Annotated in this window: 10 protein-coding genes; 4 read left to right on the forward strand and 6 right to left on the reverse strand. The window is 57.1% G+C overall.

Annotated features, from left to right (window positions below):
• Nucleotides 1-230 precede the first annotated feature (230 nt).
• The 3 genes from ACRCWW_RS18295 to mgtL form a co-directional block, all read right to left on the reverse strand.
• Nucleotides 231-2624: a beta-N-acetylhexosaminidase gene (locus ACRCWW_RS18295; RefSeq protein ID WP_438683659.1), complete on the reverse strand. Its 2394-nt coding sequence runs from the start codon at nucleotides 2622-2624 to the stop codon at nucleotides 231-233.
• Nucleotides 2625-2872: 248 nt separating this feature from the next.
• Nucleotides 2873-5581 (reverse strand): magnesium-translocating P-type ATPase, encoded by a 2709-nt coding sequence (gene mgtA / locus ACRCWW_RS18300; RefSeq protein WP_438683660.1) that lies wholly within the window; start codon nucleotides 5579-5581, stop codon nucleotides 2873-2875.
• 154 nt (nucleotides 5582-5735) lie between these two features.
• Complete coding sequence (gene mgtL, locus ACRCWW_RS18305) at nucleotides 5736-5789, reverse strand: mgtA regulatory leader peptide MgtL (RefSeq protein WP_219340445.1); 54 nt, start codon at nucleotides 5787-5789, stop codon at nucleotides 5736-5738.
• Nucleotides 5790-5977: 188 nt separating this feature from the next.
• Between mgtL and treR the strand changes: the two genes are divergently transcribed.
• From treR to treC, 3 genes are all read left to right on the forward strand, one after another.
• The gene (gene treR / locus ACRCWW_RS18310) at nucleotides 5978-6925 is read left to right on the forward strand and encodes a trehalose operon repressor TreR (RefSeq protein WP_438683661.1); all 948 of its coding nucleotides are present in this window, start codon (nucleotides 5978-5980) and stop codon (nucleotides 6923-6925) included.
• A gap of 140 nt (nucleotides 6926-7065) precedes the next feature.
• A complete protein-coding gene (treB, locus tag ACRCWW_RS18315; RefSeq protein WP_438683705.1) occupies nucleotides 7066-8484 on the forward strand; it encodes a PTS trehalose transporter subunit IIBC in 1419 nt (472 codons plus the stop codon).
• A gap of 51 nt (nucleotides 8485-8535) precedes the next feature.
• Entirely contained in the window at nucleotides 8536-10194 is a 1659-nt protein-coding gene (gene treC / locus ACRCWW_RS18320) for an alpha,alpha-phosphotrehalase (protein WP_438683662.1), read from the forward strand.
• Nucleotides 10195-10273: 79 nt separating this feature from the next.
• Here treC and celB read toward each other — a convergent pair whose 3' ends face one another.
• The 3 genes from celB to ACRCWW_RS18335 all read right to left on the reverse strand — a co-directional run bounded on the left by celB (nucleotide 10274) and on the right by ACRCWW_RS18335 (nucleotide 13351).
• A complete protein-coding gene (gene celB, locus ACRCWW_RS18325) occupies nucleotides 10274-11629 on the reverse strand; it encodes a PTS cellobiose transporter subunit IIC (protein WP_438683663.1) in 1356 nt (451 codons plus the stop codon).
• A gap of 22 nt (nucleotides 11630-11651) precedes the next feature.
• Nucleotides 11652-12959, reverse strand: a complete 1308-nt coding sequence (locus ACRCWW_RS18330; protein WP_438683664.1) for a 6-phospho-beta-glucosidase — start codon at nucleotides 12957-12959, stop codon at nucleotides 11652-11654.
• 83 nt (nucleotides 12960-13042) lie between these two features.
• A complete protein-coding gene (locus ACRCWW_RS18335; RefSeq protein WP_438683665.1) occupies nucleotides 13043-13351 on the reverse strand; it encodes a PTS sugar transporter subunit IIB in 309 nt (102 codons plus the stop codon).
• A gap of 255 nt (nucleotides 13352-13606) precedes the next feature.
• Between ACRCWW_RS18335 and ACRCWW_RS18340 the strand changes: the two genes are divergently transcribed.
• Nucleotides 13607-14350: a MurR/RpiR family transcriptional regulator gene (locus ACRCWW_RS18340; RefSeq protein WP_438683666.1), complete on the forward strand. Its 744-nt coding sequence runs from the start codon at nucleotides 13607-13609 to the stop codon at nucleotides 14348-14350.
• The last annotated feature ends 35 nt before the right edge of the window (nucleotides 14351-14385 follow it).

Genomic DNA, 14385 nt, shown 5'->3' on the forward strand with positions numbered 1-14385 from the left:
CAAACTCGGTACGTAATGACATGGTATCTCTCGCATCCCAGGGCATAAGCGACTCCATAAACGGGTTCTTATGCCTTAGTTGTAAGTGTCTACCATGTCCCCGAACAAGTGTTCATGATGTCTCCGGACCGTACACCCAAAGGGAGAGGGGACTGAACGGTGAGCGCTGCATTTCTCCCTCTCCCTGAGGGTGTACGGTCCGGGGAGAGGGGGAAAATACCATACTGGCACTACTCTATCCGCGTCGCCCGCAGCAAAGTCTCAATCGGATATACCGCCGCAATCACCACTTCATCCTGCGTTTTCGCGGCTTCATCAAGCTGGGTCTGAATCGACGCATACTCTTTGTCATCCAGCGTGCCCTGACGCGCCACCAGATCGGTTAAGCGCAGTCCAAGCGCCGCCAGCTTATCTACCTGCAACGCCACCGGTTTGATTGCCGCCAGTTGATGATTGCCATCGGTCAGTACCAGCACGTCAGCGGTGTTGTTCTGCCAGCGGGTGAAGACGTGGCGCAGCGCATCGGCGCTTTCGTTGTCTTCCGCATCGCTCACCAGATTGTCCGCCCACTCATTGAGATGACGCACGGTGTTGCTTTCGGCCGGCAGCGCATCCGCAAAGCGGTTGAGCGGCTCAAACTGGTGATAGTTTCCGGCCTGGAACTTCAAGTGCTGACGAGTGTAATACTGCGCCGGTTCAATCGCCTGAGCCAGAACCTGCAATGGTAAGGTGTCGTTGCCGTTTGCCAGGCGCGTGAACTGCACCAGCTGCTGCGTGTGCTGTTGCAGCCCGACGGAGACCGTCGACCAGCCGTCAATGGCCTGCAAACGCTGATACATGTTGTCGGTATCGTTCACGTCTTTCGCCGACCACAGGCGCTCTGCGACCACAAACGCACGCGGCCAGAGGCGGATATCCAGCACGGGAGCGACGATATTTTCCGCCCACAGCGCGGCTTCACCGCCCATTAAATTCTTCTGCTGCTCAGCGTTCGGGAGCACCGGCGGAATGCCTTTCGGCACATCATCCAGTCGCGCCCCGGTAATCGGGTAACGCACGTTGCCCACCAGGAAATAGCCGCTCAGGCGATCGTCGTGGATGCTGACAACCGGGCTGGTTTCCCCCATCCAGGTATCAACAGTGAATGTCACCTGATCCGGCGTCAGCCATTCGATGTCGTCCACAGCGCGGCGAGATTTGCCTTTGAAATCAATAAACCCACGCCACTCCTGGTCGCCTTTCACCAGCGTGAAGGTGCCTTCAACCGGGCTGCCTTTCAGACGCGGCATGCTGAAACTCCAGCTCTGGGCGCTGTCAGCATCGCTGATGTTGTCCACGCCGTTGAGCCCCTGCGGGACAATCTCATTGCGATAGTGATAGGCCGCGCTTTGCGGCTGATCGAGATAGAAACCGGTTGAGAGGATGCCCTTGTAACCATTTTTCGCCACGTCGCCCAGCGCATCCTGCCCCTGCCAGGACTGGATCAGAATGCTTTTTGGCAGATCCGGGTGGTAAATCTCATCCCAGCCCACCATCTGGCGGTGATGCTTTTCAAGGATCAGCTCCAGCTTGCGGTTGAAATAAGCCTGCAAGGCGTGGCTGTCCGCCAGCTTGTTCTCTTGCATAAATTTCTGGATAGCCGGATTGTTTTTCCACTGGGTATCGTCAACTTCATCCCCGCCGATATGCAGATAAGGGTCCGGGAAGATGGCGGCAAGCTCACCGACAATCGCATCGGCAAAGGTATAGGTTGCCTCTTTTGTCGGATCGAGAACCGGCTTCAATACGCCCCAATGGCGCTCCATTGCATACGGCCCCGGTGCGCTCATCAGTTCAGGATAGGCCACCGCAATGGCCGAGGCATGACCCGGCATATCGATTTCCGGCACCACGCGAACCCCACGCTCAGCCGCGTAGTGAACGACATCCTTCATCTGTGCTGGCGTATAGAAAAGCCCGTCGCTGGCTAGCTGTTGCAGTTTCGGATAGCGCGTTGAGGCGAAGCGCCAGCCCTGGTCATCCGTCAAATGCCAGTGGAAGACGTTCAGCTTAGCCGCTGCCATCCCATCAATCTGGCGTTTGATATCTTCAATTGGCAGGAAATGGCGGGCGGAATCCAGCAGCACACCGCGCCACGGGAAGCGTGGGGAATCTTCAATGGTGACATAAGGAATAGCGGTGTTATCCGGCCCATTTTGAATAAGCTGAAGGAGTGTTTCGATACCGTGTAGCGCACCAAAACGAGTGTTGGCCGTCAGCTTCGCGCCATTCTCATCCACCACCAGCTTGTAGCTTTCATCGCTGTCCGGACGCGGAAGCTCGGGCACTTTTTTGGCTATCACGATATCAATGGTCGGTGTTTTCGCCGGGCCGCTTTGCGGCACCATCTCCCACCCCGTTTGCTTTGCAATGCGTCCACGAAGGCGATTAACCGCATCGCCCAGATCGTCACCGCTCAAATTGATGGTAAGTTGATTATTCAGCACCAGCGCACCTTGCGCAGAAGGCCGCTCGACCTGCGCAGGCCAGGGCATCAGAGGGAGATCGCCCTCGGGCGTTGCCAGAGCGAAGCCACTCAACAACAGTCCAGTCGTCAACAAGCTGTAGCGCACAGTTTTAAGCATCAGGGTTTCCTTTATGACGGGCCAAAAACGGCAAAGCACTCAGTTAACACTTGTGGATTAATGGGGTCAAGGGCGGGAGACGACGTGGGTCACAACTTGTTGAGATTCAGTGAAATGCCAGTTTGAAAGAGTGCAGCTCCCCCTCTCCCCTGCCCTCTCCCAAAGGGAGAGGGGGGAATTCAAATGCCATCACCGGACAGTTCCCTCTCTCTGCGGGAGAGGGTTAGGGAGAGGGGTTTGCACAATTCCTACTGCCACCCATAACGACGGGCATAGAACCCTTTCACCAGCTGAGTCAGCGTCATATACCCCACCAGAATCGCGACCAGCCATGGGAAGTAGGACAGCGGCAGCGGTTGCAGTGACAGCCAGGTTGCGAGCGGCGTAAACGGCAGCGCGATACCTACCGCCATCACCACCAGCGTCATCACAATCAGCGGCCATGCGGCACGGCTCTGGATGAACGGAATACGACGGGTGCGGATCATATGCACAATCAGCGTCTGCGACAGTAAGCCCACCACGAACCAGCCGGACTGGAACAGGGTCTGGTGTTCCGGCGTGTTGGCATGGAACACAAACCACATCAGGCAGAAGGTCAGAATATCGAAGATGGAGCTTATCGGCCCGAAGAACACCATAAAGCGCCCAAGATCGGCCGGGTTCCAGCGCTGTGGTTTCTTGATTTGCTCGTCATCGACGTTATCAAACGGGATCGCCACCTGGGATACATCATACAGCAGGTTCTGAATCAGCAAGTGCAGCGGCAACATCGGCAGGAACGGCAGGAAGGCGCTCGCCACCAGTACGCTGAAGACATTACCGAAGTTAGAACTCGCGGTCATTTTGATGTATTTCAGCATGTTGGCGAACGTACGACGCCCTTCGATCACCCCTTCTTCCAGCACCATCAGGCTTTTTTCCAGCAGAATGATGTCCGCCGCTTCACGAGCAATATCGACCGCGCCGTCCACGGAGATGCCGATATCTGCTGCGCGCAATGCCGGAGCATCGTTGATGCCATCGCCCATAAAACCGACCACATGGCCTTCGCGTTTCAGCAGGGTCACTATGCGTTCCTTGTGCATTGGCGTCAGGCGGGCAAAGAGCGTGGTGTGTTTGGCAAGCTCAGCCAGCTCATCATCGCTCATCGCGTCGATGCTGCTGCCGACAACCACCTCACCTGCATCCAGGCCAACCTCATGGCACACTTTCGCGGCCACCAGTTCGCTGTCTCCGGTGAGGATTTTCACGGTGATGCCGCTGGCTTTGAGGGCCTTCAGCGCCGGAGCCGTCGTCTCTTTCGGCGGATCAAGGAACGCGATATAGCCTTCCAGAATCAGGTCGGATTCATCAATACGCTGGTAATCCCCCGCGCGGGCTGGCAGGTATTTGGTGGCCACCGCCACCACTCGCAGCCCCTGGCGGTTGAGGTTATCCGTGACGCGCTTAATGCGACGCAGCATGGTGTCATCCAGCGGCACGATCTCACCGTTGTAGCGCACCTGGGTACAGACGTTGAGGATCTCCTGCAACGCACCTTTGCAGATCAGCTGATGCACATCGTCCTGTTCAGCCACCACCACCGACATACGGCGGCGCTCGAAGTCGAACGGAATCTCATCAATTTTCTGCCAGCGTTCAGACAGGCAGCGGGCAGGCTCTTGTTCCACGCCTTCCAGCACCGCCACATCAAGCAGGTTTTTCAGCCCGGTCTGGTAATGGCTGTTCAGCCATGCGCTGTGCAGCACGCGTTCGCTGGTTTTACCGGAAACATCGGTGTGGTTCTCCAGCACGATTTTGTCCTGGGTCAGCGTCCCGGTTTTATCGGTGCAGAGGATGTCCATCGCGCCAAAGTTCTGAATGGCGTCGAGGTGTTTCACAATCACTTTCTGTTTCGACAGTTTCACCGCTCCGCGGGCCAGGGTGGAGGTCACAATCATCGGCAGCATCTCTGGAGTCAGGCCCACGGCTACGGAGAGCGCAAACAGCGCGGCTTCCCACCAGTCACCTTTGGTGTAGCCGTTGATGATCAGCACCACCGGCGCCATCACCAGCATGAAGCGAATCAACAGCATGCTGACGCGGCTGATGCCTTTCTGGAACGCGTTAGGTTCGTTCTCTTGTTCGCTGACGCGCCCGGCGAGCTGACCAAACCAGGTGTTGCCGCCCGTCGCAAAGACAATCGCCTGCGCAGAACCGCTCACCACGTTGGTGCCCATGAAGCACAGGGTATCGGCTTCAAGCGGGTTGGTTTGCTGCGGTTCACGAGTCCGCGCCACTTTTTCTACCGGCAGCGATTCGCCAGTCAGCGACGCCTGCGCCACAAACAGATCGCGAGCCTGGAACACGCGCAGATCCGCAGGGATCATGTCGCCCGCAGAGAGTTTGACGATATCGCCCTGCACCAGTTGATCGATAGGGATCTCCAGCCAGCGGCTTTCGCCCTGCTCGTTGACCACTCGCAGCACGGTCGCGGTGTTGCTGACCATCGCTTTCAGCGCATCGGCGGCTTTGGTGGAGCGTGCTTCCTGAATGAAGTTCAGCAGCGTGGAGATAACCACCATCAGTGCTATCACGCCTGCGGCAAACAGATCCTCGGTCGAGTAAGAGATAACGCCGAGAATAGTCAGCAGCAGGTTGAACGGGTTGCGATAGCAGAGCCACAGGTGCACAAACCAGGGGGAAGGCTTCTGCGCCGGGATGACGTTTTCCCCGTGTTTTTCACGTGAATCGGCCACATCCTGCGGGTTAAGCCCTTCCGGATGGCTGTTGAACGCGCGCCAGATTTCATTTTCATCCATCGCAGCGACGTTCAGGCACTGCTTGCCGAGCGTTTCCGGGATCGGCCCGCTGGCAACTGTTTTTCCGTCCAGCAGCGGATCGCGGCTGACCAGACGATGTGGGAGGTGGCGGCTGAGCTGTGCGAGCAGCTGCCGGGTGATGTTTTTCAGCATAATAAGTCCCTCTGCGCTCGCCGTTCGGCGATCGCTGGTAACTTCCGGGCACAGAAAATCCGCACCCGAATGGCACTTTTGAGTTAAAACAGGGACATCAAAAAGGTGACGTCACTGCCTCACGGTTTACCGGCAAGGCAGTGAAAAGACTGGCTTACCGGAAAGACAAGTTGCTCCATCGAGGATGGGGAGTGGGATCAGGATCCATAACGCCTCCGGTAAGTGAAAGAAAACGCCGCGCAGTATACGCCGATAGCCTTACAATGCGTAGCGATAATGGCAGTATTCTACGCGCCGCTCTTTAAACGGCACGTATACCAGACTTTACTCATTGAACTGACGTTGAGTACGATTACGCTCTGACACATTGACCGCTTCGCTGATACGGATAAAAAGATGCAAAACCGGCTGACCATTAAAGACATTGCCCGCTTAAGCGGCGTCGGAAAATCGACGGTTTCTCGCGTCCTCAACAATGAAAGCGGCGTCAGCGACAGCACCCGTGAAAGGGTGGAAGCGGTGATGAACCAGCATGGATTCTCCCCTTCCCGCTCTGCGCGGGCGATGCGCGGTCAGAGCGATAAAGTGGTGGCAATTATCGTCACCCGCCTTGATTCGCTGTCGGAAAATCTGGCGGTACAGACCATGCTCCCGGTGTTCTACGAGCAGGGTTACGATCCGATCATGATGGAAAGCCAGTTCTCGCCAGAGAAAGTGGAAGAACATCTTGGGATGCTGCAACGCCGGAACATCGATGGCGTGGTACTGTTTGGCTTTACCGGCGTTTCACAAAGTATGCTAACGCCATGGCGGGAAACGCTGGTGATGCTGGCGCGTGATGCCAAAGGCATTGCTTCCGTCTGCTATGACGATGAAGGGGCGATCACCCTCTTAATGCAGCGCCTTTACGACAAAGGGCATCGCCATATCAGCTATCTCGGCGTGCCGCAAAGCGATGTCACCACCGGGAAACGCCGTCACGATGCTTATCTTGCCTTCTGTAAAAAGCACAAACTCGACCCGGTCGCCGCCCTGCCAGGCCTTGCGATGAAACAGGGTTATGAAGCCGTGGCCAGCGTCAAACATGAAAAGACGACGGCGTTGGTTTGCGCCACCGACACCCTCGCTATGGGTGCCAGCAAATATCTGCAGGATCAACGCATCGACAGCCTGCAACTTGCCAGCGTCGGCAACACGCCGTTGATGAAGTTTCTGCACCCGGAAATCGTGGCCGTTGATCCCGGCTACGGCGAAGCGGGTCGCCAGGCCGCGAATCAACTGATCGAGCAGATCAACGGCCGCAGCGAGCCGCAGCAGCTGGTGATCCCCGCAACTCTTGCCTGATTTCTAACCCTGCCTGAAAACGAAATAGTGTGATCTTTCCCCAACTTCGGGAACGTTCCCATTTTCCCGTAAAAGCGAAACGGATAGTCTTGCAGCCAGACAATGACACTCCCTCTCCCCTACGGTCATGAGGCTTCATGATGAGCAAAGTAAAACAACAGGATATCGATAGCCTGATAGAGCTGGTCGGCGGTCGCGACAACATCGCCACCGTCAGCCACTGCATTACCCGTCTTCGTTTCGTGTTGAACGATCCGGCGAAGGCCAGTCCGAAAGCCATTGAAGAGTTGTCGATGGTCAAAGGCTGCTTCACCAACGCCGGGCAGTTCCAGGTGGTGATTGGTACCGAAGTGGGCGATTACTACAAAGCGCTGCTGGCGAGCACAGGTCAGGCTTCTGCCGACAAAGAGCAGGCTAAACTGGCCGCGCGTCAGAACATGAAATGGCACGAGCGGATGATCTCGCATTTCGCGGAGATCTTCTTCCCGCTTCTGCCAGCGTTGATCAGCGGGGGTTTGATCCTCGGCTTCCGCAACGTCATTGGCGATGTGCCGATGAGCAACGGCCTGACGCTGGCCAAAATGTACCCCGGCCTGCAAAGCCTGTATGACTTCCTGTGGCTGATTGGCGAAGCCATCTTCTTCTATTTGCCGGTGGGTATCTGCTGGTCTGCGGTGAAGAAAATGGGCGGTACGCCGATCCTCGGTATTGTGCTGGGCGTGACGCTGGTCTCCCCGCAACTGATGAACGCCTACGAACTCGGCAGCAAAATCCCGGACGTGTGGAACTTCGGCCTGTTTACCATTGAAAAAGTGGGCTATCAGGCACAGGTTATCCCGGCGCTGCTGGCAGGCCTGATGCTGGGCTTTATTGAAACGCGTATGAAGCGCATCGTGCCGGATTACCTCTATCTGGTGATTGTGCCGGTGTGCTCGCTGATCCTCGCGGTGTTCCTCGCTCACGCCTTTATCGGCCCGTTTGGTCGCTGGATTGGCGACGGTGTGGCCTTCGCGGTTCGCCACCTGATGACCGGCAGCTTCGCTCCGATTGGCGCCGCGCTGTTCGGCTTCCTGTATGCGCCGCTGGTGATCACCGGCGTGCACCAGACCACGCTCGCTATCGACATGCAGATGATCCAGAGCATGGGCGGCACGCCAGTCTGGCCGCTGATTGCCCTGTCTAACATCGCTCAGGCTTCTGCCGTTGTCGGCATCATCATCTGTAGCCGTAAACAGAACGAACGTGAAATTTCCGTTCCGGCAGCGATTTCCGCCTTCCTCGGTGTAACCGAACCGGCGATGTACGGCATCAACCTGAAATACCGCTTCCCGATGCTGTGCGCCATGATTGGCTCCGGCCTCGCTGGCCTGCTGTGTGGCCTGAATGGCGTGATGGCAAACGGGATTGGCGTCGGCGGCCTGCCGGGCATCCTCTCCATTCAGCCAACTTACTGGCAGGTGTTTGCCCTCGCCATGGCCATCGCGATTATCGTGCCAGTCGCACTCACCACCGTGATGTATCAGCGTAAGTTCCGCCAGGGCACGCTGCAGATTGTGTAACTCTTTTTGGGGCGCCTTTGCGCCCCTTCCTCTTTTGACCAGGACAGCCTTATGAACAACCTTCCCCACTGGTGGCAAAACGGCGTTATCTACCAGATCTATCCAAAGAGTTTTCAGGACACTACCGGCAGCGGAACCGGCGATTTACGCGGCGTCACGCTGCGCCTCGACTACCTGAAAACCCTCGGTATTGATGCTATCTGGCTGACACCGTTCTACGTCTCCCCGCAGGTGGATAACGGCTATGACGTGGCAAACTACACCGCCATCGATCCGGCTTACGGCACGCTGGAGGATTTCGACGAACTGGTCGCTGAAGCCAAAGCGCGCGGCATCCGCATCGTGCTGGATATGGTGCTGAATCACACCTCCACCCAACATGCGTGGTTCCAGGCCTCGTTAAACCCGGAAAGCCCGTACCGTCATTTCTATATCTGGCGCGACGGCAAATCCGGCGAAGTGCCGAACAACTGGCGCTCGAAGTTTGGCGGCAACGCCTGGCAGTGGCACGCCGAAAGCGAACAGTACTATCTGCATCTGTTCGCCACCGAGCAGGCAGATTTGAACTGGGAAAACCCGGAAGTACGTGCCGAGCTGAAAAAAGTCTGTGAGTTCTGGGCCGATCGCGGCGTGGACGGCCTGCGCCTCGATGTCGTCAATCTGATCTCCAAAGATCAGAGCTTCCCGAGCGATCCGGTTGGCGACGGCCGCTGCTTCTATACCGATGGACCGCGCGTCCACGAATTCCTTCAGGAAATGAGCCGCGACGTGTTTGCCCCGCGCGACTTAATGACCGTCGGCGAAATGTCATCCACCACCCTGGATAACTGCCAGCAGTACGCCGCACTCGACGGCAGCGAACTGTCGATGACCTTTAACTTCCATCACCTGAAAGTGGATTATCCGAACGGTGAGAAGTGGACGCGGGCATTGCCGGATTACGTCGCCCTGAAAGCCCTGTTCAGCCACTGGCAACAAGGCATGCACAACGTCGCGTGGAACGCACTGTTCTGGTGTAACCACGACCAGCCGCGCATCGTGTCGCGCTTTGGTGATGAAGGTGAATACCGGGTTTCGGCGGCGAAGATGCTGGCGATGGTGCTGCACGGCATGCAAGGCACACCGTATATCTATCAGGGTGAAGAGATTGGCATGACCAATCCGCATTTCACGACCATCGGGGACTATCGCGATGTAGAAAGCCACAATATGTACGCTGAACTGCGTGCGCAGGGCCGCGATGCCGATGAGCTGTTGGCCATCCTCGCCAGCAAATCCCGCGATAACAGCCGCACGCCAATGCAGTGGAGCGCAGAAGCTCACGGTGGCTTCACCACAGGAAAGCCGTGGATAGCATTGGGTGACAACGCGCAGGAGATCAACGTCCAGGCCGCGCTTAACGACAAGGACTCGGTGTTTTACGCCTATCAACAGCTGATTCAGCTGCGAAAAAACGAGCCGCTGCTGACCTGGGGCAACTATCAGGATCTGCTGCCGAAGCATCCGTCGCTGTGGTGTTATCGCCGCGAATGGCAAGGGCAAACGCTGATCGTCGCGGCTAACCTCAGTCGCGACACGCAGCACTGTGAGCCGGGTGAAATGGACGGTGAATGGGAAATTGCGATGAGCAACTACCCGCAGCCTCAAAACAAACCGGGCGCGATAACGCTGCGCCCGTTTGAAGCTATTTGGTGGATACAGCGAGCGTAACATTGCCTGGCGGCGCTGCGCTTGCACAGGCCTACGGACCTTGTAGGCCCGGCAAACACAGTGCCGCCCGGCGTTTGCTTTATGCGTTAGGCAATCCTTCTACCGCCGCCGCCGCACTCTCTTTCTGCTGCGATGCGTGCTCCTCTTTCGCCTTCAGGCGATCCCAAATCCGGAAGAACGGATAGTAAATCACCAGCGAAATCGCCAGATTCACCACCTGCAATACCGTGCCGGAAACATGCCCGCCCGTTGCCAGGTAGCCGCTGATGAAAATCGGCGTGGTGAACGGCAGCGCAATCCCCGCTGGCGGCGCGACCAGCCCGGTTGCCATCGCGGTGTAGGTCACAATCACCAGGATAACCGGCGTCAGAATAAACGGCAGGAAGAAGTACGGGTTCATCACCAGCGGAATACCGAACACCATCGGTTCGCTGATGTTGAACAGCGCACCCGGTGCCGCGATTTTACCGAGCTGCTTCAGCTGCACGCTGCGGCTTCTGAACAGCATAAACAGCACCAGACCTAACAGCGCGCCCGTGCCGCCCGGAGCAATCCATAAATCGTAAAACTGCTGGGTAATGATGTGTGGGATCGGCAGGCCCTGCTGGAACGCGGTCAGGTTTTCCGCCATGTTCGAGAGCCACACGGGCTGGATGAAGACCAGCACAATGGCGTCACCGTGCAGGCCGAGCGTCCACAGAATACCAATCAGGATCACTGAGATGATCATCCCAGGCAGCGTGCCGCCAACGTGGTGCATCGGGATACCGATGATCGTCGCGATCATGCTGTTAATGTCGCCAAACGGTGAGGCTTCTACCGCCAGACGCAACGCCAGCACAACGGCAAGGACGCAAAAACCGGGGATCAGCGCGAGGAACGATTTTGCCACCGCAGGCGGTACGCCATCTGGCATGCGGATAACCAGATTGCGACCGGCGACGAAGCGATAAATCTCGGTCGAAATCAGCGAAATGACAATCGCCACAAACAGCCCCTGGCTGCCCACCATGCTCACCGGAATCACGCCTTTCACCACTTCCGCCGCGCCGTGAACCGGCGTGAACAGCGTGTTCTGCGGGATGGTCATCACGAACGCCACCAGCGACATCGCCCCGGCGGTGAGCGGGTCGAGCGTGCGGTATTTTTCCGCCAGACGATAGGCAATCCCGAAGCTCGAAATCAGCGCCATGATGTCGTAGGTCGCCTTCACCGGGTAGAGCATTTTATCGCGCCAGACGTCGCCGAACAGATGCGTCATCATCTCGGCATAGCCTGGCACCGGCAGATAGGCGAAAATCAGGAAAAACGAGCCAATCAGCATAAACGGCATGTTGAGAATGATCCCGTCACGCACCGACAGCACGTGTTTTTGCCCGGCGATTTTCAGCGCGACGGGCATGACATAGCGTTCAATCAAAGTCGTTTTTGACATGGTGAAATCCCGTCTAAAAAAGTTAGTTAAACTGCGGCAACCACTGACGATTCAGGGTTAACACTTCTTCCAGTAGCGCCTGCGCATCCGTCACGTTGCCCACCAGCGGGTTAGTGACCAGCGCCAGCAGCGCACTCTCGCGACAGCCATGAACCGCCGCTTCAATCGTTAAATGCTCAAAAGCTTTGACCTGCTGCGTCAGGCCGTTCATGGCAGGAGGCAACGGCCCGAAGGCCAATGGACGCGCGCCCTGCGCATCGATAATGCTGTTGGTCTCCACCACCGCGTCATCGTCCAGGCCGTGGATCGCACCGTTGTTACGGGTGTTGACCACCATCTCTTTGCCAAGGTTGTTATGAATGGCGTTGATCAGCTCAACGGCCACTTCGGAGTAATACGCACCGCCGCGGAAGCTCAGCTGTTCTGGCTTTTCATCGAGGTTCGGATCGGCGTACAGATCAAACAGCTCCTGCTCGACTTTCATCACCTGCTCGGCGCGAGTGCCTTTGCTTTTTGCCGCCTCAATCTCATCGGCCAGCATGGCAGGCGTCAGCCAGAAATAGCGGTGATACGGACACGGGATCGCCTTCAGGGCACGCAGGAAATCGGCAGGCCACGGCAGTTCTTTAATGTTGTTCATCGAAAGCGCAGTGCCGTCGCACAGCATCTCTATCACGTCAGCGGTGACGTCTTTCTCACCCTGCATGACCTTGTGGATCCAGACCATGTGATTGAGTCCGGCGAAGCGCAGGTTCAGCGTGGCCTCATCGGCATTCAGCATTTTGCCAATCATGTGCTGCATATTGATCGGCACATTACACAGCCCGATGATTTTCGCTTTGCTGTAGCGGCTGACGGCCTCGGTCACTATGCCCGCCGGATTAGTGAAGTTGAGGATAGAAGCGTCCGGGGCCAGTTCTTCCACTTTACGGGCCACCTCAAGGATCACCGGAATCGTGCGCAGCGCTTTCGCAAAACCGCCCACGCCGGTGGTTTCCTGGCCCAGCAGATTGTATTTCAGGCCTAAACGCTCGTCCTGAGCGCGCGCCGCCAGTTGCCCGACGCGCAGCTGAGTCAGGACAAACTTCGCGCCGCGAATTGCGTCGTCGAGGGTGAAATGCACGCTGACCTTCACGTGCTCCAGCCCTTTATGTTTCAGCATTCGCTCCGTCAGCGCCGCGATGATGTTGACCTTCTCACGCCCGGATTCCACGTCCACCAGCGCAAGCTCCGTGACCGGCAGCTGTTCGTAGCGCACGATGATGCCTTCAATCAGTTCCGGGGTGTAGCTACTGCCGCCGCCGATGACGGCGATTTTCAATGGTTGCATGACGACCTCATTTTCGGCACACGAAAGCCTGCGCGTGAACGCCAGCGTCACGCGGAAGTGCCTGTCAGGAGTGATGGAAAAAGTTAGTGAGCGATAAGTGCCAGCGCTTTGTCGAGCACGGCTGCGCCACGCATCAGGCCATAATCAGCCATGTCGATAACCGCCACGGCTTTGCCTTGCGGGGCGGCAATCGCGGTCAGTCGCGCCGCTTCATACTTGACCTGTGGCCCAAGCAGAACGACGTCCGCACCGGGCAACTCGCGTTCAAATTCAGCCACTGGCACCGCGTAGATATCCAGCTCCAGCGAGCGCAGCTGGGCTTCGGCTTTCATTTTGTTGACCAGCATGCTGGTTGACATCCCAGCGGCACAGCATAAGACGATACGTTGCATAACATCCCCTTGGGTGATTCGCACTACCTGTCAGATGAGTGCGACTATATTGTTAAGATTATGTAATGGAGAAGGCTATATGAAATTTATTTTCATGCATGTGATCCAGGTACACTTTCCGCGCATTATTTGTCCGCAACACAGCCATGATTCAAGCGAAAATATAGGCGTCATCACGATTAAGTGGTATAACCAGCCTTACCGATAAGTGAAAAATATTTTCAAACCGTGACATCACGCAAAGGAAAACAGCCGATGGATATCGTGGGTCAACTGCAGGATGGGATGAGACGTTTCAGCGCCCAGGAATCCCGGGTGGCGGCGTTTATTCTGGAAAACATGAGCTTTACCGCCAGCGCCTCGATTGACGAGCTGGCGGCAAAAGCGGGCGTCAGCCCGGCGACCATCACCCGCTTTGCCCGTTCGGTGGGCTGTGATGATATTCGTGACCTGCGTAAGCAGCTGGCGCAGGCCAGTGAGCGTCGCTCGACCTGGCTTCAGGAAAATAGCGCCGCGCTGCCCTCCAGCTGGCGTGACCGTTTCGATGTCATCAACCTGACGCTGGCACACCAGCTTCAGCACACCAGTGAAAGCGCGGTAGAAAAACTGAAGGCGCGGCTGCTGAGCGCCCGTGCGGTCCACTGTTTCGCGCTTGGCGATCACGATATTCCGCTGGCGACGCTGCTTCAGCACCAGCTGTTGCCGTTAGGCATCGTCATCAATTTGTGTCAGGACGGCAACCTGATGCGGATGATTGCCAGCACGCTCAGCGACGATCACGTGCTGATGGTGCTGGCCACTGGTGCCGCCGACAGCATCCTGCAAGGTGCGACGCTACAGGCGCGAATGCAGGGGGCCACCATTTTCGCCCTCACGCCGGACGGCCACGCACTCAGCAACATGGCCGCTGAAGTCCTGCCGCTTGCCCCCTCACCCCAGGCGGCGCGCTACGCGCTGTTGATGCTGGCTGACCTGCTGAACGATAACCTCATAGCGTGATCGTTTTCACAGCGTTGATCGCGCTGTGACCACCT

The sequence above is a fragment of the Scandinavium sp. genome (assembly GCF_051650185.1).
Lineage (GTDB): Bacteria > Pseudomonadota > Gammaproteobacteria > Enterobacterales > Enterobacteriaceae > Scandinavium.